Consider the following 23546-nt stretch of genomic DNA (forward strand, 5'->3'; position numbering starts at 1 on the left):
GCCATGAACAAGATCATCAAGTACGTATTGTATGACATTTTGCGCAGCAAGATCGTTGTCGCTTATACCTTGTTCCTGCTGTTGCTCTCCATCGGCCTCTTCAACCTGGGCGGCAGCCCCGACAAAGGTTTGCTAAGCTTGCTGAACCTGGTGCTGCTGACTGTGCCACTGATCAGCATCGTCTTCGCCACCACCCACTTCTACAACTCCTACGAGTTCATGGAGCTTTTGGTCTCCCAGCCCATCCGCCGCAGCAAGATCTTTCTGAGCGAGTACCTGGGCGTGTCCCTTTCCCTGTCTGCCGCTTTTTTGATCGGGGTCGGTATACCGGTGCTCTTGTTCGCGCCCGGGGCCACTGGCCTCTACCTTGTGCTCACGGGCCTCTTCATCACCTTCATCTTCGTGGCCCTGGCTTTTCTGGCCTCGGTCATTACCAGGGATAAAGCCAAAGGTATAGGCATTGCGCTTATGCTCTGGTTCTACTTTGCCCTGATCTACGACGGCATCGTGCTCTTCATCCTTTACTCCTTTGGCGACTACCCGCTTGAGTACGCCACCCTGGCGCTGACGGCCCTCAACCCGGTGGATCTGGGCCGGGTGATGGTGCTGCTCAACCTGGACGTCTCGGCTATGATGGGCTACACGGGCGCGTTGTACAAGAGCATCTTTGGCAGCGCCTGGGGCGTGGGCATCGCCTTTCTGGTGCTCGTGCTTTGGGTAATGGTGCCACTGCTGCTCTCCAGAAGGGCCTTTATTAGGAGGGATCTTTAGGTCCGGTAGAAAAGCTAATCATCTGCTATACACCCAAAAAAAATCCCCGTCTTGCGAAAGGCGGGGATTTTTTTGGGTGTGATGTTATCGTCGAGTTGTATCGGTTGTATTCGACACAGTGTCTACTTCGAAAGCTGCTGTGTCGTCCTGCATGTCAAGTTGTGGGCTTACCTCTTCACCAGCTCCGATTTCTACGCTTTCATCTATTGTTTCGGCGTCGCGTGTATTGGCGTCATCGGCGGTGTCACGTGTGGTATTGTCAGAACTGCAGGAGAAGAAGAAAATACCAACAAAAATTATAAGTGTCTTTTTCATAGTCGTACGTATTGGTTTGAACTCTCTAAAACGAGTTTAAAGCGGCTTCGTTTCAAAGTATAGTGCTGACAACCAGCTACAACATGATGAGGAGACACAAAAAAACCACCCCGTTCATGACCTTAGCCAAGCGAACAGGGTGGTTTTTAAAGTAAGGATTCTTAGCTACGCGTTATCCGAGGCATACCACTCCGCAAAGGACTTCTCCGTTTCCCAAAGCTTGAGGCTATGCAACTCCACGTAATCCGGCAGCAAGTGCCTGAGCCGCTGTTTGAAATCGATCAGCATGTTCTCGCAGGTCGGCTGAAACGGCGTGAGCACCAGTTTGTGCTCCAGGTGTCGCAGTGCCTCTACCAATTCCAGCGGCGCGTCCTGACGGAGCAGCAAGGCATGGTCGATCGGGTCGATGAGGGTTTCCTGTACGATCTTCTTGAGATCCTTGAAATCCATCACCATACCGTCATTCGGATGCGTCTCGCTCATGATGGGAGTGCCAATGATGGTTACTTCCAGCCTGTAAGAATGCCCGTGAATGTTGCGGCAGCCACCCTTGTAGTTCTGGAGGGCGTGCGCGGCTTCAAATGAAAACAGGCGGGTTAATCGTATTCTACTCATATGCTGTTAGATCTTCTGATTCGCCAATTGCAGTTGGTCTTCTGCCTCCAATAATTCATCCAGCATCAGCACGCGCTTATCGAGTTGGTCCTTGAAAAGTGTCGGCACCAGTTCCTTGTAATAAGCTATACCTTGTTGCAGGTTTTGCCAGAAAATCTGCAGGTATTTTTCCTGCTTATCGGTCATGGTTTCCTGTAGTTCGGCCTTCTTGTTCTTCCAATATTGTACGTACATGTTCAGCTCGTTGATGAACACATGCGGACGATAGGTGTTGTTCAGCACGTTCACGCGACCGTAGATATGGTCGACCATTTCCTGCAGTTTAAAGATGTTGGAAAAGTAAGCCAGGTTTGGTCCCGGGCAAATGGCGACAGGGCGAGACGCAACAGCTTTGCGGGCTATACCTAACTTCACCAGTGCCGTGTTGGCCAATCCTTCGCAGAGGCACTCCTTCTCGAGCACTTTAGCTTCTCTTGCTTTGTATTCCGTTTCCGTTAGTCCCAATCCCTGCAGCTCCACCAGTTTGTTGCGCTGGTATTTGCGGGAGGCGGTGCAGATAGGTTCTTTGGTGAACTCGGTGTTGGATACCAGGTGCTTTTTTTCGCAAGGGCTGCCCGGTTTGCCACGCTCGATGCGGGCCAGCGTCAGCGCTTCGGAACTGGTGCCACGCAGCGAATTGAACGGTACACCAAGCGGCGAGATCGGACTCAGGTATAGGTCTTCTTTTTTCGCTCGGGCAAGCTTCTCCATGGTTTCGGCGTCAACGGTCGTGGCTTCGGGTACAAGCAGGAACGGCGTGCCCCATCCGGCGGCGTCCATGTCGTAGTGCTCCAACAAAAAGTTGTGCTCATCTGATGTGCCGATGCCGCCCTGTACGGTGATGTGCATGGTAGGCGCAGTTTCAGGTATAGCGTAGCCTTTGGTCGCGAGGCTGTTGCTGAACAAGGTATAGAGCTCGTCCTGCATCGCCTGCCGGTTTTGCTTGAACTCTTCCAGGATCGGGCCGAGCAAATAACCGTCCGTAGCGAATGCGTGACCACCGCAGTTCAGACCAGACTCAATGCGGAACTCCGATACCCAGATGCCTTTTTTGGCCAGTATCTTGCCCTGCACAAATGCCGAGCGGTAGTCGCTCACTTTAATCACCACTTGTTTTTGCAGGTAGCCGTTTTTGTCCGGGAAGAAGCACGGGAACTGTTCCAGGTAACTGTATAGGCGCATGTTCATACCTGCCGAAAAAATTACCGAAGCGTGCACCGTGCTTTTGGCAAAACCACGTAGCGCGGCCAGCGCGTCGGAGTACTCAGTTGGCAGGGGGTTGCCGTCTTTGTCGTAATTGGTTTTGTCGAGCTTGGTCATGATGTTCACATCAATGCTTCCGGGCACCACGGCCTGGCGCAACTCATCCTGCATGATTTTCTTCAGCTCCGGATTACTGGTCTGCAGCATTTTTCTGTACATCGCCTTCAGTGGTGCAGGGTCAGGAAGCAACAAAAAATACTTGGTCAGGCGCGACTCCGCATCAAAGGGCTCTTGTTTCAAAGCCTCTACCTGGAGTTTCACAATGCGGTCGGCCAGGTTCAGGTAAGCCGTTATGCGACGGGCACGGTAGTCTTCTTCCTTTTGCGTGATTGGCGTGAAGGGCTCCTGGTATACCTGACTGTAGTATTCACGCATCTGCTCGATCAGGGTATCGTCGCTGAGTGAGACAACCGATGAGATACCGTACTGCGCCACTTTCATAGGCGAGTCGATGGAGAAGGCCAGGCCCATTACCGGGATGTGGAAGGTGTGCGGTGTGTTTTTGATCATGAATGAAAATTCTGTATCAGTTTGATTTTTTTACTTTATATCCTTTCTGTCATTTGACTCAGAGAAGGTTACAACCCCCGCCGCTTCATTTCTGCTTCCAGCAAGCTCAATTCCCTACCCATTTGCCCGGCAATAGAGGTGTTTTCCTCCGCTCTCCTGATCATGTAAGGCAGGGTAGTGGCTACGTCGCCGTAAGGCAGGTATTTGGAGACGTTGAAGCCGGCACTTGCCAGATTGTAGGTCAGGTTGTCGCTCATACCGTAGAGTTGCGAGAAGTGTATGCGCTTCTGGTGATCGGCTATACCCTGGCGGTTGATCTGGTTGACGAGGTAGCGGGTGCTGGCCTCGTTGTGGGTAGCAGCGCAGAGCTCGACGCGGTGCAGGTTGTGCAGGCAAATGTCAATGGCTCCGTCAAAACTGCGGTCGGTGTCGGCTTTGATATGGAAGACCGGACTTGGATAACCATGCTCGGCGGCCCGTTCCTGCTCTTTTTCGATGTAAGCTCCGCGCACGATTTTTATACCCAGAATCACATCATACCCTTCGCTTCTTTTGAGCAAATCGGTTAGGTAGGCGATGCGGTCGGTGCGGTACATTTGCAGCGTATTGAACACCACGGCGCGACGCTCGTTGTAGCGCAGCATCATCTTTTCGGCCAGCTCATCCATGGGTTGCTGCAGCCAGCTTTCTTCCGCGTCGAGGTATACCGTTATGTTGGTTTCGTAAGCAGTCTTGCAGATCAGGTTCAGCCTGTTTTCGGTACGCTGGTAAGCGGCCTGTTCTTCTGTAGTCAGTGGTGCGCCTTCCTGCAGTTTCTGGAAAATATCGCGGGAGCCTAAACCTGTCAGCTTCACGCTGATGTAGGGAATTTCCCCTGTCACTTTTGCCAGCCGGATGTTGCGCATGATCTCGTCGAGCACGTGGTCAAATCCGGCTTCGTCTTCTTTGGCTTCGGCGGCGTAGTCGAGCACGGTGTGAACCCTTGCGTTGGCCATGCGGCGGATGGCGCGTTGGGCCTCCTGTGCTGTTTCGCCCCCGCAGAAGTGGCTGTAAATGGTACCTTTCACGAGGCCCTTGATCGGAAGCCCCAGCTTAAGTGCCCAGACCGAGGCCAGGCCGCCCAGCTTTACCAAAGTGGGTTTGCCCATCATCTTAAACAGGAAGTGGGCGAGTTTAAGCTCCTTGTCCGTTTTGTTGCTGAAAGCGATCTTCAGGTCGTTCGGGTCGAAAGTGCTGGTCGGTTGTATGGTTGTCGTACTCATGTATGTGGCTGTTCTTTGGATGAAAGTGTTTCTAATTCAGGTATAGCAGTTTATTAGGTCAGCAGGGTTTGGAGTTGGGGCATAGTCATTAGGGCAATATCCGCGACTATATTAAATGTCAACTGGGCATTGGGCCACCAAATAACCGATGCAGCATGGCAGGTAGATACGAGCTTGGATGAAGGCACAAGTTAGCCCTGTTCCTACACCCCGGAAATGAGGATAGTTAGTCTAAATAATGACATAGATCATTTTATGTGTATTTGTTTTTACAATTGAATTAAGGTTTGTTAAATATTGTATGTGAGTGACTTAAGTCATTTTATAGTGTGGTAGGTTTGGCTAGACTTGCAGTAAAATTAAACTACTCGTCATATGAACACCCCTGATATACTTACTCCAGAACTAATCAACCCGCTGACCTATCAAAGCTTCAAAAAACTGGTGGATACCCTTGTGGCCGAAAACCAGACGACAGGCCCGGAACAGACCGAAGAGCGCATCGCCTTCACCAAACTCAACCAACAGCGCATGAAGCGTGTGGAAAAGCAATTCAAAATGGATCCTGAATTGTTGGCGGCTCTGCAACAACCGCGCTCGGAGTGGCATTGGGTGGTACTGGTGGAGTCGTGGTGCGGGGATGGAGCGCAACAGCTGCCAGCATTGGCCGCTATCGCCGAGGCGGTTCCTACTATCGAACTGACCATTATCCTGCGAGACGAAAACCCGGCCTGGATGGACACCTGCCTCACCAACGGCAGCCGCGCTATACCTAAGCTGATCTGCCTGAACGCTGAAACGAACGAGCGCATCTTTACCTGGGGACCGCGACCGCTGGCGATACTTGAGCAGGTGCTGCAGTTTCGGGAGATAAATCAAGCCGCTACGAAAGAGGAGATACACACCTTGGTACACACTCTTTACGCCAAAGACCGCAGTCAGTCGCTACAGCAGGATTTGCTCAGGCTGGTGCAGCAGGCTATACCTGTGACAGGTGAAGGGCAGGAAGTCCTGTCCAGATAAACAGGTTTCGATACCTTTGAGCAGATAAGTTGATTTAGTGAGAAGTTGGGATGATGTGCTATATCTAAAATCCTTTCCAATAACCTTTAAAAAAACTTCAAATGAAACTAGTTATCATTGCGATTTTCCTGGCCAGTTTAACCTCCATGTGCGGCACTGAGCGTGACCTGGAAACAGAACATGCTGAAGTGATGCACGAAGAGCAGGTCCTGGCCCTGAACGGCACCGAACGCTGGAAAGCCGACGAGCCAACCAATCGCCACATGGCCCAGTTGCAGGGTATGGTGCAGGAGTTTAACCTGCAGGCCGAGAACAATTCTGCAGCAGCTTACAACGATCTGGGTACTTCAATGAAAGCGGAAATGCAGGAGCTCTTTAAAGACTGCCGCATGAAAGGCCCTTCCCACGACATGCTGCACGTATACCTGATGCCATTGGTGGAGGATGTAAATATGCTTGCTGAAAAAGATGAGCACGAGTCTGAAGCGGCCTTTGCGCGTGTAAGTGCGCGACTACAGGAATACAATCAGTACTTTGAGTAAACGATGACCGGAGTCAGTCAAAAGCCACAGCAGTTACCACGAACAGGACAGGATACCCTGGTGCGGGCACGCATCGCGCTGGGGTATTTTGCGTTGGTGGCAGTGCTGGGGCTTTTTTTGCGCTGGCTGATGGTGTCGCCTGTGGACGGCGTCAATTTTAAATATTTCCTGCATGCGCACTCGCATGTAGCGTTGTTGGGCTGGCTTTACTGCGCTTTTTTTGCTGCCTTGCTTTACATTTTTCCGGTGGCTACCTCTGCTGCGCGTAAGTCATTCCGACGGCAGTTTTTCCTGACGCAGGTATCGGTGCTGGGCATGCTGTTTACCTTTCCGGTGCAGGGCTATGCGCTGTTTTCCATCATTTTCTCGACGATGCACATTTTGCTCAGCTACTGGTTTGCCCGCAGCTACTGGAAGCATGTGCAACTTAACATCGACACCCGCACACACGCCACTTCCCTGAAGTACATCGGGGCGGCTTTGTTGTTTATGGTGGTATCATCTATCGGTCCTTGGGCCATGGGGCCAATTATGGCGAAGGGCACCATTGGCGGTGAACTCTACTACTCAGCCATCTATTTCTACCTGCATTTCCAGTACAACGGCTGGTTTACTTTTGCGGTGCTCGGGCTTCTGTTCTGGTTTCTGGAGCACCACCAGGTATACTTCAACCGAGGCTGGGCCATGCGGGCCTTCTGGTTACTCGCTTTATCTTGTCTGCCAGCCTATGCGCTCTCGGTGCTGTGGACCAAACCGGCGGACTGGGTATACGCCATCGGGTATTTGTCGGTGGCGATGCAACTGGCGGGTTTGCTATACCTGATAAAAGTGGTGCGGTGGGTATGGGCGGAAGCAGTGCTTTTGCTCATACCCTGGGTACGTATTTTGGTAGGAATGGCGCTGGTATTTTTCGTGCTGAAACTGGCTTTGCAAACTGCTTCTGCCTTTCCGTATATGGCCGATCTGGCTTATAAACTCCGTTACTTCATCATCGGCTATCTGCACCTGTCGCTACTCGGTTTTGTGTCGCTATTTGTGTTGGCTTTCCTGTTGCAGCAAGGCCTCTACCGGCTCGGCAGGTATAGCGGTATCGGGCTGACGCTTTTTCTGACCGGCTTCTTCGCCACGGAATTGATGCTGTTCGGGCAAGGCACTCTGCTCTGGCTCGGGCTGTCGGCTTTGCCGAGTTTCAACTGGCTGATGTTCTGGGCGAGTGTGCCTATGCCAGTGGGGTTGGGGTTGTTTTTTCTGGGGCAGCTGGGGTTAAAGGTGAGTGGGGTGGGGAGATTGTCTAAATCAGGATTTACAGGATTTTAGGATTGAGATATAAATTTGTTGCGTGGAATGTCTCTTAAAGAAAGCCACCCACTTTTTTAATGAATTTCATTCCTTATTGCTACTTTTGGCAAATGGCTGATAGCTATTAGTTTTCTATTCATATGTTGGAAATACAATTACCTCTCCCAATTGATTATGAATTGCATCTCTACATTTTTTTGCGAATTCTAGGTCGTTCTTCTCGAGAACAATTTTACAGACACCATATAAGTCACTCGTCCTAATTAGGCCAATTTTTTCTCTTTTAGCCCCTGATTTGCATTTGATTGTAAAGTCCAAAGTCCTTTCTTTAGGAGAAATAAGCCGTTGAGGATTACCAAATAATAATCCAAAAGCCTTTTCAATAACATCTTCCTTTTCAAAGTCTGCATTCAACCCATCCAAAAGCTGTCTGAATTTTGAAACATCAATATCCTTATTATCCTTTCCTTCACACTCTCCTATATATCTATACCCGTCTGGTGATAGAATAATTTGGTCTAATTCTAATTCTCCATCATCGTAATTTTCAGCGATATAGCCTAATATCCTTAATCCTTTTAAAACTGCTAATTCAAGTGGTTTACCTGTTTCATAAAGCAAACCTTTTAGACTCTCTTGTTCTTCAAGTACTTTATTCAATTCTATAAGGTCATTGTTTTTCTTCTCAATTTCTCTCTCAATTTTTTTTATGTACTTTTTTGTTTCGTTAGCATTCTCAAGAGCATATTCTTCTAAGCCAATCCATTCAGGTTTTGGGGTTTTTGGTTTCTCACTCTTAATCGATTTATCAATTGAAACCAATGAATTTGTTAAAATCTTACCAAGCCTAATTGCTTCATCAGCCCAATATTCTTCTTCTGTTTCTTCTTCATACTTCGTGAATTTACTGTCTTTGAAATCAAAGTATGGTAGAAAAACAACATGCCCATCTTTTATTTTAAGCGAAGCCCCTAGAATCCTATCTCCATTTTTAGTTGTAAAAATGCCTTTTAAATCCTTAGGTGACTTCAGGTATACTTCATAGCTAAATAAATCTTTAAAATGTTTGAATAGGTCGTTAACTAAATCTGACTTAGGTATTACATTTTTGCCTGTAGCAGAATGATATTCCATAAAGCTAAATGGCAAAAAATCGTAATTTGAAAAAGGTGAGACGTGGTGTGTTGTTTTTTGATTTCTACCTGTTCCACTTATGTCTTTTTTGCCTGTATAAATATAGAAATCATGCTTGGGGGGTAGAGTAATAAAAAGTGTCCTGCCTGTCTCAATAAAATGCAACAATTCCTTCTGCCAATGTTTTGAATGTTCTTTGATTAACGCAGAAGACTCCTTATTGTAAAGCTTTTTACCTTCATATTCTCCACTGCCCCAAAAACTATTTCCACTATCATAGGTAGAGTATTTAGTCGTTGATAAGTCCGGTGAAAATACCGCAATATCAGTGTCAGCGAGAGATGAAAAACTATCTAAACGGATGAAATCATCATCTTCACTTGGAAAGTCAAATCCTATACCCTTAACTTCTTTCATTTAGTTTTTTTTAAGTTGCAGTCAATGGTTGAGCTAAAAAGCAGTTAAATGCTTTTTAGCTGTTATTGGTGGAAGTATATTATCTATTAAGTGTTACAAGCATATCGTCTATCTTTCTTCTCAAAAATTTTGTTGGTTCATCTCCACTATCTCTAATATCAAGCATTTCACAAATATCCTTATTATCTAATATTACTATAAGTTTGCCAGCTTCTTTCAATGATCCTTTGGCGGTTTTTATTGCATTCTCATCTGCTCCGTTTCTAGCAATTATAAAGCTTATAGACCGCAGAGCAGTTAAATAAAGATACTTTTCCGTTGTTAGAATTTGCCCTTGTTTAATTTTGTCTGTATAATTTTTAAATTCAAAAACTATATACCTTGCATGAAAATCATTTGAAAGTTCAGCCCAAAAATTGTTTTGAAAGGAAATAATTCTACACAGTAAATCATATCTATTCAGCCCATCATCTGTGGTAAGCTGCTTTTCCCAAAGAGTTAAATCAGTTTTCTTATCAAAAAGATATTTAAGTATTTCTATGCATTTGTTTTCATATTTGGAAGCTTCGGTCTTTCCAGGTTTTATTTCATTTAGCTCTTTGCATAATTGTTTTCCTTTAGAAGGACGCTGTTGAGCTTTTATTGCTGTTTCGGAGAATATAGCATTAAAGATGATTGTTTCTTTGAAATTATTATCAACAATTGTAATATCATCTAAGGGTGCTCTCCAGGCTCTAGAAACAATATTTTGTAGATCATAGAATAGTTCAGCAAAGTCAATTGACAAGGCGAATAATTCCTTTATATCCCATACTGTCACACCCGTTTCACTATACAACTCCTGTTTAAGGCTTGGAGTAATTAGACTGGATACTATCAATACTAGCCTAATATTATCTCTGTCTTTAAAGGAAGATAATTTGTAACATGCAGTACGCAATAAATCAATTCTTGGGAATTTAGAATGGTAGAGTTTAGCCTCAATATAAAAGATTTCATTTTCAAATGTTGACAAAAAGTCAAATTGACTATTAGCCGGTTCTTCTACTTTAAACTTATTTCTCTTTAATATTTTACTTACTAAATTTTCAAAATCTTCATATAACGAGTTTTCTTCTTGTTTCATTATTGCTTAGTTTGCTCTTTATTTATATTATCACCAACTACTGTGTAAAAGTCTCTAGGGCGTTTATACCTCATATATGGAAAGGTACGTTTGTAAAGATTAGTGATTTTTCAATCTTACTAAGACCTACTAGTGGCATTCAAAGAAACTAATATAGCTCTTTTTATATAATGGCCCAGATAACTACCCTAAACAAAAAAAAACAGGAGCGCCTATACCCAGACGCTCCTGTTTCATTTCCACTAAACTCCCTTAACTACACCCCAAACTATTCCCACAGTTTAGGCATTTGTAGCAGGTGCCGGAGCGGATGGTGATGTGGCCGCAGACGTTGCAGATGGGGGCGTCGCCCATCATGCTGGCCAGCACTTGCTGAGTCTGCTCCATCAGCACGGTGCGGCTTTGGGTCACCAGAGTATAGCCATTGGTTTTCACATCGGTGGCCGGCTCGGGCTGGGCCGCTGGCGTGGCAACGGCAGGTATAGCCGGGGCGACTGGCGTGGCCGGTTCCAAGTTCTTCTCACTCGGCACATGCACGAGGTCTTCGCGCTTCAGGTACTCGTAGCCGAGGAGACGGAAGAGGTAGTCGAAGACCGAGGTGGCGGACTTGATGTTGGGATGCTCCACGCGGCCCGCCGGCTCGAAGCGGGTGAAGGTGAAGCGGTTCACGAACTCTTCCAGCGGCACACCATACTGCAGCCCCAGCGACACCGCAATAGCGAAACAATTGAGGATGGAGCGGAACGAAGCGCCTTCCTTGTACATGTCGATGAACACTTCGCCGAGCTCACCGTTCGGATACTCGCCCGTGCGGATGTACACGGTATGGCCGTCAATCTTGGCTTTCTGGGTGAAACCGGTGCGCTTGTCCGGCAGCTTGCGGCGCTCCACCATGTGGGCGAGTTGCTTGCGGAACGGCTCGTTGGCGGCGTCTTCTAGAATGGCTTTGGCCGCCTGCAACACTTGTTCGGCACTAATGCTGTTGTCGGTCTGCGGTAATTCCGTGTCTGGTGCTTTGTCGGTTTCAGCTTTTTGGCTACTCGACGAGAGCGGTTGCGAAAGCTTGCTGCCGTCACGGTAAATCGAACAAGCTTTCAGGCCCAGTTCCCAGGACAGGTGGTAGCAACGGGCCACTTCTTCGCGGGTGGTTTCGTTGGGCAGGTTGATGGTCTTGGAGATAGCCCCGGAAATGAACGGCTGCACGGCGGCCATCATCTGGATGTGTCCTTCGGGCTTGATGAAACGCTTGCCCTTGTGCCCGCAGCGGTTGGCGCAGTCAAACACCGGGTAGTGTTCTTCGCGCAGGTATGGGGCGCCTTCAGTAGTCATGGTGCCGCAGATATAGTCACTGGCTTCTTCTATCTGTTGGTAGGTATAGCCCAGCGCGCGCAACAGGTTGAAGTCAGGCAGGTTGTAGAGTTCGGGCACAAAACCAAGCCGCTGCAGACAAGCTTCTCCCAGATTGTACACACTGAACAGCGAGGCCACATCATAGGCTGTCAACAGGCCCGCTTCCAGCTGCTGGATTTCCTCTGGCGTGAAGCCGGCAGCAGCTAGTGACGTCTCGTTGATGTGAGGAGCGCCCTTGAACGTGGCGTGGCCTTTGGCGTAGTTCACGATGGCCTGCATTTCGGCTTCGGTATAGCCCAGTTTGCGCAGCGCGGCAGGTATAGACTGGTTGATGATCTTGAAATAACCGCCACCGGCCAGCTTCTTATACTTCACCAGCGCAAAGTCCGGCTCTACGCCCGTCGTGTCGCAGTCCATCAGCAAACCGATAGTGCCCGTCGGGGCGATAACCGTGGCTTGCGCGTTGCGGTAGCCGTGTTTCTGGCCCAGTTCCAAGGCTTCGTCCCACGCAGCGCAGGCGGCTTGGTGCAGGTAGTCGGGGCAAAGGGCAGGGTCGAGCGGCTGCGCAGGTATAGCCAAACCTTCGTAGGCTTCAGGCTGGTTGTGCGCAGCCGCACGATGGTTGCGGATGACGCGCAGCATGGCATCTGCGTTAGGCTTATACTTCGGAAAAGCCCCCAGTTCAGCGGCCATCTCGGCAGAAGTCGCATAGGAGGTACCCGTCATAATTGCGGTCAGCGCGGCGGCTACGGTGCGGGCTTCGTCGCTGTCGTAAGCCAGTCCCTGCACCATCAGCAAAGCGCCGAGGTTGGCATAGCCGAGCCCGATGGTACGGTAATCGTAGGAGCGTTGCGCCACTTCTTCGGAGGGGAACTGGGCCATCAGCACCGAAATTTCCAGCACCATCGTCCAGAGGCGGCAGGCGTGGCGGTAAGCGGCCACATCGAATGTCTGCGTGGAAGCATCAAAAAAGCGAATCAGGTTGAGCGAGGCGAGGTTGCAGGCTGTGTTGTCGAGGAACATGTATTCCGAGCAGGGATTCGAGGCGCGGATAGGTCCTTCATCGGGACAGGTATGCCATTCGTTAATAGTCGTGTCGAACTGCAGTCCCGGGTCGGCGCAGGACCAGGCCGCGTCGGCTATCTGGTCCCACAACTCGCTGGCAGGTATAGATTGCATCACCTTACCCGTAGAGCGGGCATGCAGGTGCCACGGTTCGTCGTTTTGTAAGGCCTTAAAGAAGGAGTTCGGTACACGCACCGAGTTGTTCGAGTTCTGGCCCGACACGGTGTGGTAGGCTTCCCCGTTGTAGTCCGAAGGGTAACCCGCCGCAATCAGGGCCGCCACTTTTTTCTCTTCTGCTTTTTTCCAGTTAGTGAATTCCACAATCTCGGGATGATCGAGGTCGAGGCACACCATTTTGGCCGCCCTTCTCGTCGTACCACCCGACTTAATCGCTCCTGCCGCACGGTCGCCAATTTTCAGGAAGGACATCAGGCCAGAAGAGCTGCCACCGCCGCCAAGCGCTTCGTCTTTGCCCCGGATGCTGGAGAAATTGGTGCCCACGCCAGAACCATACTTAAAGATGCGCGCTTCCTGCACCCACAGGTCCATGATACCGCCTTTGTTCACCAGGTCATCTTCCACCGCCAGTATAAAACAGGCATGCGGCTGCGGACGTTCGTAGGCCGAAGTCGATTCTTTCAGCTTCCCGGTTTTGGGGTCTACATAATAATGTCCCTGTGCTTTACCGGTTAATTTATAAGAGGAGTGGAGGCCCGTATTGAACCACTGCGGTGAGTTAGGCGCGGCATACTGTCCGAGGAGCATGTACACTAGTTCGTCGTAAAAAGCCTGCGCGTCTTCCTTGGTCTTAAAGTAGCCATTCCCTTCGCCCCAGCTTCTCCAGCAGTCGGCCAGACGATGCACCACCTGCTTCACCGATTTTTCTGCTCCCGTGCTGCCATCTGGCTGCGGAACACCCGCTTTGCGCAGGTACTTCTGGGCAAGTATATCAGTTGCAATTTGCGACCAGTTCGCGGGCACCTCCACGTCTTTTATCTCAGCCACGATGCCGCCGGAAGGGTCGCGGATAGTAGAGGACCTTTTTTCATAGTCATACAAGGTATAGGGGCTCTCACCCTGCCGAGTAAAAAAGCGATGGACCGGTAGGCCATCGCTTTTTGCGTGCTCTTTTTTCATAAAATAGTTGTTGGGTTAAAGGTATGATTCTCAGTTGCTTAACTTTCGCCAGAAGCTGCTGTAAATGGTTTGATAAATATATCAGAAAAATATTTAAGAAAAAAAGACCTTTTTATCTTTTATTTTGTTCTGCCTGTGTATACCTTTACATCGGCAATCATTTATAACAGAACAATTCAACAAAAAAACACCATGGAAACCATAGACAAATTAGACGTAACTGTACTGGAACCACGCATGAAGCACCCGACCATTTTCCAGTGGTTTGACAAATTGAATGGCGGCGAAGCTTTTGTGATTCACAACGACCACGACCCGAAGCCACTGTACTACCAGTTGCTGGGTGAGCGCGGTAATATCTTTAAGTGGGAATACCTGTTGCAGGGACCGGAAATATGGGAAGTGAAAATCTCGAAACTGACTCCTGAAGAAGGAGAGACAGTAGGTGAACTCGTAGCCAAAGACTACCGCAAGGCACAAGTGTTCAAGAAGTATGGCATCGACTTCTGTTGCAACGGTAAAAAATCATTGAAGCAGGCTTGCGAAGAAAAAGGTATCAGCCAGGAGCAACTGGAGTACGAACTCAACGCTATGCCAGAGAAAACTGCTGAGACCTCACGCGGAAACGAATACGACAAATGGGACCTGGGCTTCTTGGGCGACTACATCGTAAACATGCACCATAGCTATGTGCGCGAGGCTATACCTGCGCTGTACGAATATACTACCAAAGTAGCCCGTGTACACGGTACCCGTCACCCCGAAGTGATCGAAGTAGCCAAGCACTTTGTGAACGTAGCTAACGAGCTGGAATCTCACATGCCGAAAGAGGAGCGCGTGCTGTTCCCGTTCATCAAGCAGATGGAAGAGGCTAAGAAAAATGGCGTGAAGATGGACCGTCCGGCCTTCGGCAGCATCCAGAACCCAATCAACATGATGGAGATGGAGCACGAGTCAGCCGGTGGCGAAATGGAGGCTATCCGCAAGTTGACAGATGACTTCACTTTGCCAGCCGACGCCTGCGCCACGTATAGAGTAATGTTCTCGAAACTAGAAGAATTCGAGAACGACCTGCACCGCCACATCCACCTCGAGAACAACGTGCTGTTCCCGAAAGCGCTGGAGCTGGAGAAAGAAGTGCTGAAGTAACCCCACGGCCCTCTCTTAAAAACAGGGGAGGGAGCTCAAATAACGCCTTCGTTCCGAATGCTTTTGGGGACGAGAGCAAAGGGACAGAAACAAACCAACCTTCTCAACTCCCCCTCCTGATTTAGGAGGGGGTTGGGGGAGGTAAAACACCACAACTATGACAACTGCAACCAAACCACTGAAACGAGACAAAAGCCTGGTGCCGCTCTCCCGCGAACACCACTTCGGACTGCTGTTCTGCTGGAAACTGAAGCAAGGTATGGCCAACGGCACTTCTTTTGAGCTGATGCGCCAGTACACCGATTATTTCTGGAAAAACATTCTGAAAGCACACTGCCAGGAGGAGGAAGTGATCGTGAAAAGACTTTTGCCCAAAGATGATGTGAATTTTATCAGAATACATGAAGAGCACCAGCTGATCGAAGCCATCATCGGCCTGATCAATGAGCAAAAGAACCTGAATACCTCCCTGATAGCCACCTTGCAGCAAGACCTGACAGACCACATCCGCTGGGAAGAACGCGAGCTGTTCCCATACCTGCAGACGGTGGCCGACCCAGAGGAACTGGCTGACATCGGCCGGCTGCTGGAGCATGACCTAAAAGAACCGGTAGATGAGTTCGAGCCCGCTTTCTGGGAGAAAAAAGCAAAGGCCGCTTAACGATGGAACTGTCTGCCACCACCCGAATCTCAACTATACTGCGGGAGAACCCTGCAGCGATAGAGGCCATCGTATCGATCAACAAGCACTTTGAAAAGCTGCGGAACCCCGTGCTGCGCAAGGTGCTGGCTTCGCGTGTGACCATCGCCGATGCTGCCCGCATTGGCAAGTGCCGGGTGGAGGATTTCTATGAAAAACTTGAACCGCTGGGCTTCAGCGTCGCTTCAAAACCAACCCACAGCAAAAGGGCTATACCTATGGAAAACGATGTTTTGGAAAGACCCGACTTTATGGCGAATCTAAAGCAGGAGGACACCGTTGTGCTGGATGTGCGCGACACCATCGCCAAAGGAGACGATCCTTTTCTGCAGATCATGGATGCGGTGAACAAGCTTAGTCCCGAACAGGTGCTTTGCATAGTCAACACCTTCGAGCCTATTCCGCTGATCGCTATCATCCGCCCCAAAGGCTTCGAGTACTATACCGAAACGTTGGGGCCCAACCTGGTGAAGACATACTTTAAGAAACAAAGCGCTGGGGAAGAGGTAAAAGTAAATTCAACTGGTATCGAGGAAAACTTCGATGAACTGTTGGCCAGGTATAGCGGCAAGCTGCAGCAAATAGACGTGCGCCAGATGGAAATGCCACAACCGATGGTATCTATACTTGGTGCACTGGAAACGCTGCCGAAGGACGAGGCGCTGTATGTGCATCACCGTAAAGTTCCACAGTTCCTGCTGCCACAATTGACAGAGCGGGGATTTAAGGTGAGCATCAAAGAAGTTGGGCCGAATGAGGTATATTTGTTGATATACAGGTAGCCACCATTCTGCACCAATGCTGTCAATTTAAGTGATTTTTGTCATTTCGATCACCGGGAGAAATTTGGATATTGTGAACAGTAATTAATGTTTTCAGATCTCTCATTGCATTCGAGATGACAATGAAAGAAGTGAAACTAGTCAGAGCTAAAAACCAACAATTCAACAACCATACGCATGAGCGCTGCAACTGTATCTAATTCACCCTCCAAATGGCTTGTGCTGCCGCACTATGCCTTCGCGGCGGTGTCTTTTGTGGTGCTGTGCCTGCTGCTGGTCTTCTCAACCGATGCCTTTGGCGGGCATTATTTCCACCCTAAACTACTCACCCTCACACACGTAGCGGCGCTGGGTTGGGCGACCATGATCATCTTCGGCTCCGTTTATCAGCTGCTGCCGGTGGTGCTGGATGTGCGGCTTTACAGTGAGAAGCTAGGATCCTGGGCCTTTGCCTTGCTATCGACTGGTACGATACTGCTCACCATTTCCTTCTGGAATTTCTGGGTAGGCACCACTATGCATATAGCGGCCTGTTTGCTCTTTATATCCTTTTTACTCTTTGCTTATAACGTAGTGCAAACTGCCCGACAAGTGAAAAAATGGGGGATAGAGGCCGACTTTATGGTAACCTCCGTGGTCTGGCTCGTGGCGACTGGGCTGGTAGGCGTGCTGATGGTTTTCAACTTTCAATATCCTTTTCTGCCACAGGACCATGTGCATTATCTGCAACTGCACGCGCACATAGGTATGGCGGGCTGGTTCCTGCTCCTGATCGTAGGCGTAGGCTCCAAACTGATCCCGATGTTCCTGCTGGCGCACCCCGAAGATACCCGTAGTCTGAACTGGAGTTATTACCTGATCAACGGTGGACTCGTGCTTTTTGCGGCAGACCATCTGTTTCTGCACACCGGTTTCTATGCACTCTATGCGCTTATGGTTGTAGCAGGTATAGCCTGCTTCCTTTACTTCCTGTACCTGGCCAAATGCCTCGGCAAACGGCCCGACCTGGACTTAGGTATGAAACAGACATTTGTGGCCCTGACGCTGCTGATCCTGCCCATCGTGCTCGTATTTGTAGTGACGTTGCAATTCGGACTGCCGCAACGCCTGCTGTCGGCGCTATACCTGGTGTATGGACTTTCCATCTTCTTCGGCTTCGTGTCGGCGCTGATATTGGGGCAGACATTTAAAACGCTTCCCTTCATCGTCTGGATGCACAGTTACGAAGATTATGTGGGCCGTTTCAAAACACCTATGCCGAAGGACATGTATAGCGTAACATTGCTGCGCTGGCAAAATATCGCCTACATTGTCGGGCTGGTGGGATTACTGGCTGGCGTGTTGTTGGCCGAGCAAACTGTTATTTTGGTGGGGGCAGTGGTCCTGAGTATTGCGGCGGTGCTGTATGCCGGCAACGTGTTTAAAGTGCTGCTGCACAAGGTGAAAGATTTAAAACCATTTGGATATGAAAACGCAGGAACAGGAGCTCGTCAACGAAGCGTATGAAGCGCTCAAGTATATCATCGACCCGGAGATCGGCATAAACATTGTCGACCTGGGGCTGGTATACAAAGTGACCCTGAAGGAAGAGGAGGAGAAGCTGCATGTAGAATTGACGCTCACTACGCCGGGCTGCCCCATGAGTGGTACCATCACGACAGCGGCCAGGCAAATGCTGGACAAGCGCTTCCCGAACCTGGATATTGAAGTAGAACTGGTATGGCTTCCGCCGTGGACGCCGGATATGATAAGTGAGGAAGGCATGCGACAATTAGGAAATACCTGATAGATTTGCGTTCCGTTTTAATATAAGGTTATGCTTTCGAAAACAACAGAATATGCCCTGCGATCCATCGTATACATTGCGATGGCTGATGAAGAAGGCAAGCGCGTGGGCATAAAAGAGATAGCCAACGAACTGGAACTGCCCACCCATTTTATAGGCAAGATCCTGCAAGACATGGTGCGCAAAGGCGTCATCGCCTCCATCAAAGGCCCGCATGGCGGTTTCTTTCTGCACCGGCCCGCCAGCGAAATAAGTTTATTGGAAGTCATAAACATTATAGACGGACTCGAAGCCTTTAGAAAATGTGGCATGGGCATGAAACAGTGCTCCGACACACACCCTTGTCCCCTGCACGATGAAATCAAGGTATACCGCAACCACCTGTTGCAGGTGTTCCGCGAGAAAACGATACAGAGCTTGGTGGACGATGTGAAAACCGGCAAATATTTCATTAAAAACCAACCCGAAGAAGTGCTGAACGGCCAAGCCCGCGGCATCGCTTAAACAACCCTGAAACATACAATGACAGCGACCCTGACACAGGGTGCCTTCTCTGAAAAATTCAGAGCCATGCACCCTTTTGCCCAAACCGAAGAGATTACCGCCCTGCAGGAGGTGGTAGAGGAGATCAGAGAACTGAAGCGCGAGAAGAACGCGGTGATCTTGTCGCACTTCTACATGTCGCCTGAGTTGCAGGTGCACCACAACGACGGAGGTATAGCCGACTTTGTGGGCGACTCGCTCGGGCTAAGTGTTGCCGCCAAGAGCGTGGAGGCCGACAATATCATTTTCTGTGGTGTGAAGTTCATGGCTGAAACCGCCAAGATACTGAACCCGGCCAAGCAGGTTTTGTTGCCAAGTTTTGAGGCAGGCTGTTCCCTGGCCGAAAGTATAACAGGTGCCGATGTGCGCAAACTCAAAGCGCAGTACCCGGGTGTGCCGGTGGTGGCCTACATCAACACCTACGCCGAAACCAAAGCCGAAGCCGACATCTGCTGCACCTCCCGCAACGCTATGGACATTGCCCGTTCTTTTGACTCCGACCGCCTGATTTTCCTGCCAGACCTGTTCATGGGCCGCAACCTGCAGACCCGCATCAAAGCTGAGACAGGCAAGGAACTGATTCTGTGGGAAGGCAAGTGCGAGGTGCACGAGCAGTTCACGCCGCAGCGTATCAACGGGCTCAAACTGATGTACCCCGAGGCGCAGGTACTCGTGCACTGGGAAGTGCCGGACGATACCGTAGCCGATGCCCTGACCGGTGCCGGTGGAGTAGTAGGCAGCACCTCTGACATTCTTCGTTTTGTGGGTGAAAGCAAGTCACGGCAGTTCATACTGGGTTCGGAGTGCGACCTGGGTGCGACTTTGCGTGGTATGTATCCGGAGAAGGAATTCATCGTGCCTTGCATCAAGTGTCCGCACATGAAACAGATCACGATACAACGTACGCTGCAGGCCTTGCGGGCCATCGGCACCGAGGAGGAGCGCATGTATACCGTGGATTTAGACCTGGACATTCGCCAGCGGGCTTTGCTGCCTATCGAGCGCATGTTGAAATTTACCTAATTGAAAATGAAGGCGCCGGATTTTGATTTCGTGGTGTTAGGCAGTGGCATTGCAGGGCTTACGTTTGCCTTGCAGGCCGCTGCCCATGGCCGCGTGCTGGTGCTCTGCAAAGCTAACTTCTCCGAAACCAACACTGCCTACGCGCAGGGAGGTATAGCCGCCGTCCTTGATCCAACCGACTCTTTCGAGCAGCACGTGCATGATACACTGGAGGCCGGTGCCGGACTCTGTGACGAGGTAGCTGTGCGTTACATGGTGCAAGAGGCGCCGGCTGCTATCCGCTGGCTGCAAGGTATAGCCGTAGGTTTCGACAAGGCAGCATCAGGCGATATGGCCCTTGGGCTGGAAGGTGGCCACAGCCATCACCGCGTTGTGCATGTAAAAGACCATACGGGCCGCAGCGTGCAGCAAGCGCTGGGAAAAGCGGTGCGGCGTCACCCCAACATCTTCGTGCAGGAACATCAGATGGGTATAGAACTACTCACCGATACCAGCAGTACAGGTACGTTTTGCTATGGCGTACAGGTGCTGGATCTGCACACACAGGAGGTGCGGTCTATACCTGCACAAGCGGTGGTGCTGGCCACTGGCGGCTCCGGTCAGGTATACCAATATACCACCAACCCAGGTATAGCCACCGGCGACGGACTGGCCATGGCTGCCCGTGCGGGAGCCGATATCCAGCACATGGAGTTCTTCCAGTTTCACCCGACTGCTTTATATCAACCCAACGGCGAAGTTTTCCTGATCAGCGAGGCGCTGCGGGGAGCGGGAGCGGAGCTGGTTTTGCCGGACGGCAGCCGCTTCATGCACCTGTATCATCCGCTGGGTTCTTTGGCCCCCCGCGACATTGTTGCCCGCGCCGTACTCACCGAAATGCAGCGCCACCAAAGTCCCTGCCTATACCTGGATGTGCGCCATTTACCTGCCGGCAAGGTTCGCGAAAACTTTCCTTCTATTTATCATAAGTGTACCACTATTGGCATTGATATCGAGAAGGAGCTTATACCTATTGTTTCGGCGGCGCATTACCAGTGCGGTGGCGTGAAAACAAATCTGAGTGGGCTGACGTCCATTGAGCGGCTTTATGCGATAGGAGAAGTGGCTTGCACGGGCGTGCATGGTGCAAACCGGTTGGCCAGTAACTCGCTGCTGGAAGGAGTGGTATTTGCCCAGCGTGCGGCAGATCAAATCGCGCGTTCAACTTCTGACCAGCTGGAGGCCATGCCTGACCTGGACTCAGGTATAGACAGTGTAGGTACGATGTGGCTAGGTATGCAGGCAGAGCTAACGCGTAAACGGGCAGAACTGCAGAAACTGCTCTGGGAGCAGGCCGGTATTGTACGCTCCGTAAAAGGGCTGTTGCACTGCCAGGCTCAGATCGAATCCTTGCAGCGGAAGGTGAAAGGTATAGCCGACCTGACAGGTATACAGCAGGAAGTTCAAGAACTGCAAAATCTGCTTACTGTTGCCGAACTCATAACCAAAGCCGCCCTGGCCAGGCGAGAAAGTATTGGAGGACATTTTATTACGGAAACACTTCCTGACAAGCGAAGTAGCCAGGATAACAAGGTTTTAGTGGATATTCCTGAAACAGGTATACGTGCTCTTTTTTGAGAATAGGGTCGTACTGCTTATATTTAGGAAAATAAACACACTTGGAAGAGTACGAAAATTCATCTAATCAGCTTTTAGACAATGCGTCTCGACTGAAAGCCATCATCGAAACGGCGATCGATGGCATCATCACCATCGACCGCAGAGGCATTGTAGAAACTGTTAACCCGGCAGCGGCGCATATTTTTGGCTATCAGCCGGAGGAGATTATCGGTAATAACGTGAGCATGCTCATGCCGGAGCCCGACCATAGCCTGCACGATAAGTACCTCGACAACTACCACCGCACGGGGGTAGGGCAGATCATCGGCAAGGGTCGCGAAGTGCTGGGCAAAAAGAAAAACGGCACCGTATTTCCGTTCCTGCTCAGCATCAGCGAGGTGAACCTGCACGACAAGCAGATCTTTACGGGCATCATCCACGACATCACTGATCTCAAAAAAACGGAGGTCGCGCTGCGCGAAAGCGAAAGCCGGATCAACTCCATCATCCAGACCGCTGTGGATGGTATCATCACCATCGACATGCGCGGTGTCATCGAGATGATCAATCCCTCCGCCTGTAAGCTGTTCGGTTATGGCGAATCAGAGGTGATTGGCCGGAAGATTAACATGCTCATGCCAGAGCCTGATAAGAGCCTGCATGATAACTACATGCACCACTACCACGAGACCGGCGAGAAGCGCATCATCGGTATAGGTCGCGAGGTAACTGGCCTCAAAAAAGACGGTACCATTTTCCCGCTATTCCTGAGCATCAGCGAAGTGAAGCTGGCCGACCGCAAGGTATACACCGGATTCATACACGACATTACCCGCCAGAAAATAACCGAAGAGCGCCTGCGCCGCTATGCCGCCGAACTAGAAAGAAGCAACCGCGAGCTGCAGGATTTTGCCTACGTGTCATCGCACGACCTGCAGGAGCCCCTGCGCAAGATCCAGGCCTTCGGCGACCGCCTCAAGCTAAAAGAGTACGAGAACCTGAGCGAGCAGGGCAAGGACTATGTGGACCGCATGCTCAACGCGGCCGTTCGGATGCAGAACCTGATCAACGACCTGCTCACCTTTTCCAGAGTTACTGCCAAATCCAAGCCGTTCGTAGATACAGACCTGAACCAGATTGTACGCGACGTGATATCGGACCTGGAAATTGCCATCGAAAACGCCCATGCCAAAGTGGAGGTGGGGGAACTACCTGTCATACAGGCGGAGCCTACTCAGTTGCGCCAGTTGTTGCAGAACCTGATCAGCAATGCCATCAAGTTCCGCAGAGACGATATTGCCCCTGTGGTAAGGGTATACGCCAAAGAAGTACAGCTGAAAGCCCACATGACCTCCACCCCGGGCGACGAGCTGGTGGAACTGCATGTGGAAGACAACGGGATCGGCTTCGAGGAGAAGTACCTGGACCGGATCTTCAACATCTTCCAGCGACTGGAAGGGCAGAAGTACGAAGGCTCCGGTATAGGGCTGGCCATTTGCCGTAAAATCGCGATCCGACATGGAGGCGATATTACAGCCAGAAGTAAACCGGGGGAGGGTACGCATTTTATTGTTACTTTAGCAAAAACTCACCTGCAGGAATAATTATCTATGAAATCAAACAGATCTATTGTGATACTGATAGCCGACGACGACGCCGAAGACCGCATGCTCATAAAAGAAGCGCTGGACGAAAACCGACTGAGCAATGCGATACAGTTTGTAGAAAACGGCGAAGAGCTGATGGACTACCTGCACAACCGCGGCCGGTTCACCGATAAGGAGAAATACCAGACACCCGGCCTTATTCTGCTCGATCTGAACATGCCGAAAAAAGACGGTCGCGAGGCGCTGAAGGAAATAAAAGCCGACGAACACCTGCGCGTGCTGCCCGTGGTGGTACTCACGACCTCCAAGGCCGAAGAGGACATTCTGCGCACCTACGATCTGGGCGTGAGCTCTTTCATCACCAAGCCGGTCACTTTCAGCTCGCTCGTTGACGTGATGCGCACCCTGAGCAAGTACTGGTTTGAAATTGTAGAACTGCCCAAACCGTAGGTTTGAGTGCTGAGTTATACCTATTTTGTCATTTCGACC

21 protein-coding genes are annotated in these 23546 nt (G+C 50.2%); 14 read left to right on the top strand and 7 right to left on the bottom strand.

Features of this window, described 5'->3' with window-relative positions; translation table 11 throughout:
• The first annotated feature begins 3 nt into the window (after positions 1 to 3).
• Entirely contained in the window at positions 4 to 771 is a 768-nt protein-coding gene (locus L1278_RS17460; protein WP_253406312.1) for an ABC transporter permease subunit, read from the top strand.
• Positions 772 to 855: 84 nt separating this feature from the next.
• Here L1278_RS17460 and L1278_RS17465 read toward each other — a convergent pair whose 3' ends face one another.
• The 4 genes from L1278_RS17465 to L1278_RS17480 form a co-directional block, all read right to left on the bottom strand.
• Positions 856 to 1086, bottom strand: a complete 231-nt coding sequence (locus L1278_RS17465) for a hypothetical protein (protein WP_253406313.1) — start codon at positions 1084 to 1086, stop codon at positions 856 to 858.
• A 165-nt stretch (positions 1087 to 1251) separates the two neighbouring features.
• Entirely contained in the window at positions 1252 to 1701 is a 450-nt protein-coding gene (locus L1278_RS17470; RefSeq protein WP_253406314.1) for a 6-carboxytetrahydropterin synthase, read from the bottom strand.
• Positions 1702 to 1707: 6 nt separating this feature from the next.
• Positions 1708 to 3513, bottom strand: coding sequence for a hypothetical protein (locus L1278_RS17475; RefSeq protein ID WP_253406315.1), 1806 nt, complete (start codon positions 3511 to 3513; stop codon positions 1708 to 1710).
• Positions 3514 to 3581: 68 nt separating this feature from the next.
• Positions 3582 to 4775, bottom strand: coding sequence for a proline dehydrogenase family protein (locus L1278_RS17480; RefSeq protein ID WP_253406316.1), 1194 nt, complete (start codon positions 4773 to 4775; stop codon positions 3582 to 3584).
• A 375-nt stretch (positions 4776 to 5150) separates the two neighbouring features.
• Between L1278_RS17480 and L1278_RS17485 the strand changes: the two genes are divergently transcribed.
• The 3 genes from L1278_RS17485 to L1278_RS17495 all read left to right on the top strand — a co-directional run bounded on the left by L1278_RS17485 (position 5151) and on the right by L1278_RS17495 (position 7657).
• Positions 5151 to 5798, top strand: a complete 648-nt coding sequence (locus tag L1278_RS17485; protein WP_253406317.1) for a thioredoxin family protein — start codon at positions 5151 to 5153, stop codon at positions 5796 to 5798.
• 101 nt (positions 5799 to 5899) lie between these two features.
• Positions 5900 to 6340, top strand: a complete 441-nt coding sequence (locus tag L1278_RS17490) for a hypothetical protein (RefSeq protein WP_253406318.1) — start codon at positions 5900 to 5902, stop codon at positions 6338 to 6340.
• A gap of 3 nt (positions 6341 to 6343) precedes the next feature.
• Complete coding sequence (locus L1278_RS17495) at positions 6344 to 7657, top strand: hypothetical protein (RefSeq protein WP_253406319.1); 1314 nt, start codon at positions 6344 to 6346, stop codon at positions 7655 to 7657.
• A gap of 114 nt (positions 7658 to 7771) precedes the next feature.
• Here the strand turns inward: L1278_RS17495 and L1278_RS17500 are convergent, their stop codons facing one another.
• From L1278_RS17500 to L1278_RS17510, 3 genes are all read right to left on the bottom strand, one after another.
• Complete coding sequence (locus tag L1278_RS17500) at positions 7772 to 9190, bottom strand: hypothetical protein (protein WP_253406320.1); 1419 nt, start codon at positions 9188 to 9190, stop codon at positions 7772 to 7774.
• A 79-nt stretch (positions 9191 to 9269) separates the two neighbouring features.
• Positions 9270 to 10316: a hypothetical protein gene (locus L1278_RS17505; RefSeq protein WP_253406321.1), complete on the bottom strand. Its 1047-nt coding sequence runs from the start codon at positions 10314 to 10316 to the stop codon at positions 9270 to 9272.
• A gap of 252 nt (positions 10317 to 10568) precedes the next feature.
• Positions 10569 to 13868 (bottom strand): vitamin B12-dependent ribonucleotide reductase, encoded by a 3300-nt coding sequence (locus tag L1278_RS17510; protein ID WP_253406322.1) that lies wholly within the window; start codon positions 13866 to 13868, stop codon positions 10569 to 10571.
• A 192-nt stretch (positions 13869 to 14060) separates the two neighbouring features.
• Between L1278_RS17510 and ric the strand changes: the two genes are divergently transcribed.
• The 10 genes from ric to L1278_RS17560 all read left to right on the top strand — a co-directional run bounded on the left by ric (position 14061) and on the right by L1278_RS17560 (position 23507).
• A complete protein-coding gene (ric, locus tag L1278_RS17515; RefSeq protein ID WP_253406323.1) occupies positions 14061 to 15017 on the top strand; it encodes an iron-sulfur cluster repair di-iron protein in 957 nt (318 codons plus the stop codon).
• 157 nt (positions 15018 to 15174) lie between these two features.
• Entirely contained in the window at positions 15175 to 15678 is a 504-nt protein-coding gene (locus L1278_RS17520; RefSeq protein ID WP_253406324.1) for a hemerythrin domain-containing protein, read from the top strand.
• 2 nt (positions 15679 to 15680) lie between these two features.
• Positions 15681 to 16499, top strand: coding sequence for a DUF2249 domain-containing protein (locus tag L1278_RS17525; protein ID WP_253406325.1), 819 nt, complete (start codon positions 15681 to 15683; stop codon positions 16497 to 16499).
• A gap of 177 nt (positions 16500 to 16676) precedes the next feature.
• Complete coding sequence (locus L1278_RS17530) at positions 16677 to 18005, top strand: hypothetical protein (RefSeq protein ID WP_253406326.1); 1329 nt, start codon at positions 16677 to 16679, stop codon at positions 18003 to 18005.
• Positions 17965 to 18285 (top strand): metal-sulfur cluster assembly factor, encoded by a 321-nt coding sequence (locus L1278_RS17535; protein WP_253406327.1) that lies wholly within the window; start codon positions 17965 to 17967, stop codon positions 18283 to 18285. Before L1278_RS17530 ends, L1278_RS17535 begins: the two co-directional genes overlap by 41 nt.
• Positions 18286 to 18315: 30 nt before the next feature.
• Positions 18316 to 18789: an Rrf2 family transcriptional regulator gene (locus L1278_RS17540; protein WP_253406328.1), complete on the top strand. Its 474-nt coding sequence runs from the start codon at positions 18316 to 18318 to the stop codon at positions 18787 to 18789.
• A gap of 18 nt (positions 18790 to 18807) precedes the next feature.
• Positions 18808 to 19851, top strand: a complete 1044-nt coding sequence (gene nadA / locus L1278_RS17545; protein ID WP_253406329.1) for a quinolinate synthase NadA — start codon at positions 18808 to 18810, stop codon at positions 19849 to 19851.
• 6 nt (positions 19852 to 19857) lie between these two features.
• Entirely contained in the window at positions 19858 to 21468 is a 1611-nt protein-coding gene (gene nadB, locus L1278_RS17550) for an L-aspartate oxidase (RefSeq protein ID WP_253406330.1), read from the top strand.
• Positions 21469 to 21509: 41 nt separating this feature from the next.
• Positions 21510 to 23054 (top strand): PAS domain S-box protein, encoded by a 1545-nt coding sequence (locus L1278_RS17555; protein WP_253406331.1) that lies wholly within the window; start codon positions 21510 to 21512, stop codon positions 23052 to 23054.
• Positions 23055 to 23060: 6 nt separating this feature from the next.
• A complete protein-coding gene (locus L1278_RS17560) occupies positions 23061 to 23507 on the top strand; it encodes a response regulator (RefSeq protein WP_253406332.1) in 447 nt (148 codons plus the stop codon).
• Positions 23508 to 23546: the final 39 nt, after the last annotated feature.

It is taken from the genome of Pontibacter sp. HSC-36F09 (genome assembly GCF_024171605.1).
Taxonomy (GTDB): domain Bacteria; phylum Bacteroidota; class Bacteroidia; order Cytophagales; family Hymenobacteraceae; genus Pontibacter.

Excerpts from the sequence above, each read along its gene's own strand:
- L1278_RS17525 (WP_253406325.1), top strand. The coding sequence starts at position 15,681 with ATGGAACTGTCTGCCACCACCCGAATCTCAACTATACTGCGGGAGAAC.
- L1278_RS17465 (WP_253406313.1), bottom strand. The coding sequence starts at position 1,086 with ATGAAAAAGACACTTATAATTTTTGTTGGTATTTTCTTCTTCTCCTGC.
- L1278_RS17510 (WP_253406322.1), bottom strand. The coding sequence starts at position 13,868 with ATGAAAAAAGAGCACGCAAAAAGCGATGGCCTACCGGTCCATCGCTTT.
- L1278_RS17460 (WP_253406312.1), top strand. The coding sequence starts at position 4 with ATGAACAAGATCATCAAGTACGTATTGTATGACATTTTGCGCAGCAAG.
- L1278_RS17480 (WP_253406316.1), bottom strand. The coding sequence starts at position 4,775 with ATGAGTACGACAACCATACAACCGACCAGCACTTTCGACCCGAACGAC.
- nadB (WP_253406330.1), top strand. The coding sequence starts at position 19,858 with ATGAAGGCGCCGGATTTTGATTTCGTGGTGTTAGGCAGTGGCATTGCA.
- L1278_RS17540 (WP_253406328.1), top strand. The coding sequence starts at position 18,316 with ATGCTTTCGAAAACAACAGAATATGCCCTGCGATCCATCGTATACATT.
- L1278_RS17490 (WP_253406318.1), top strand. The coding sequence starts at position 5,900 with ATGAAACTAGTTATCATTGCGATTTTCCTGGCCAGTTTAACCTCCATG.
- L1278_RS17475 (WP_253406315.1), bottom strand. The coding sequence starts at position 3,513 with ATGATCAAAAACACACCGCACACCTTCCACATCCCGGTAATGGGCCTG.
- L1278_RS17535 (WP_253406327.1), top strand. The coding sequence starts at position 17,965 with ATGAAAACGCAGGAACAGGAGCTCGTCAACGAAGCGTATGAAGCGCTC.
- ric (WP_253406323.1), top strand. The coding sequence starts at position 14,061 with ATGGAAACCATAGACAAATTAGACGTAACTGTACTGGAACCACGCATG.
- L1278_RS17530 (WP_253406326.1), top strand. The coding sequence starts at position 16,677 with ATGAGCGCTGCAACTGTATCTAATTCACCCTCCAAATGGCTTGTGCTG.
- L1278_RS17470 (WP_253406314.1), bottom strand. The coding sequence starts at position 1,701 with ATGAGTAGAATACGATTAACCCGCCTGTTTTCATTTGAAGCCGCGCAC.
- L1278_RS17560 (WP_253406332.1), top strand. The coding sequence starts at position 23,061 with ATGAAATCAAACAGATCTATTGTGATACTGATAGCCGACGACGACGCC.
- L1278_RS17485 (WP_253406317.1), top strand. The coding sequence starts at position 5,151 with ATGAACACCCCTGATATACTTACTCCAGAACTAATCAACCCGCTGACC.
- L1278_RS17495 (WP_253406319.1), top strand. The coding sequence starts at position 6,344 with ATGACCGGAGTCAGTCAAAAGCCACAGCAGTTACCACGAACAGGACAG.
- nadA (WP_253406329.1), top strand. The coding sequence starts at position 18,808 with ATGACAGCGACCCTGACACAGGGTGCCTTCTCTGAAAAATTCAGAGCC.
- L1278_RS17500 (WP_253406320.1), bottom strand. The coding sequence starts at position 9,190 with ATGAAAGAAGTTAAGGGTATAGGATTTGACTTTCCAAGTGAAGATGAT.
- L1278_RS17505 (WP_253406321.1), bottom strand. The coding sequence starts at position 10,316 with ATGAAACAAGAAGAAAACTCGTTATATGAAGATTTTGAAAATTTAGTA.
- L1278_RS17520 (WP_253406324.1), top strand. The coding sequence starts at position 15,175 with ATGACAACTGCAACCAAACCACTGAAACGAGACAAAAGCCTGGTGCCG.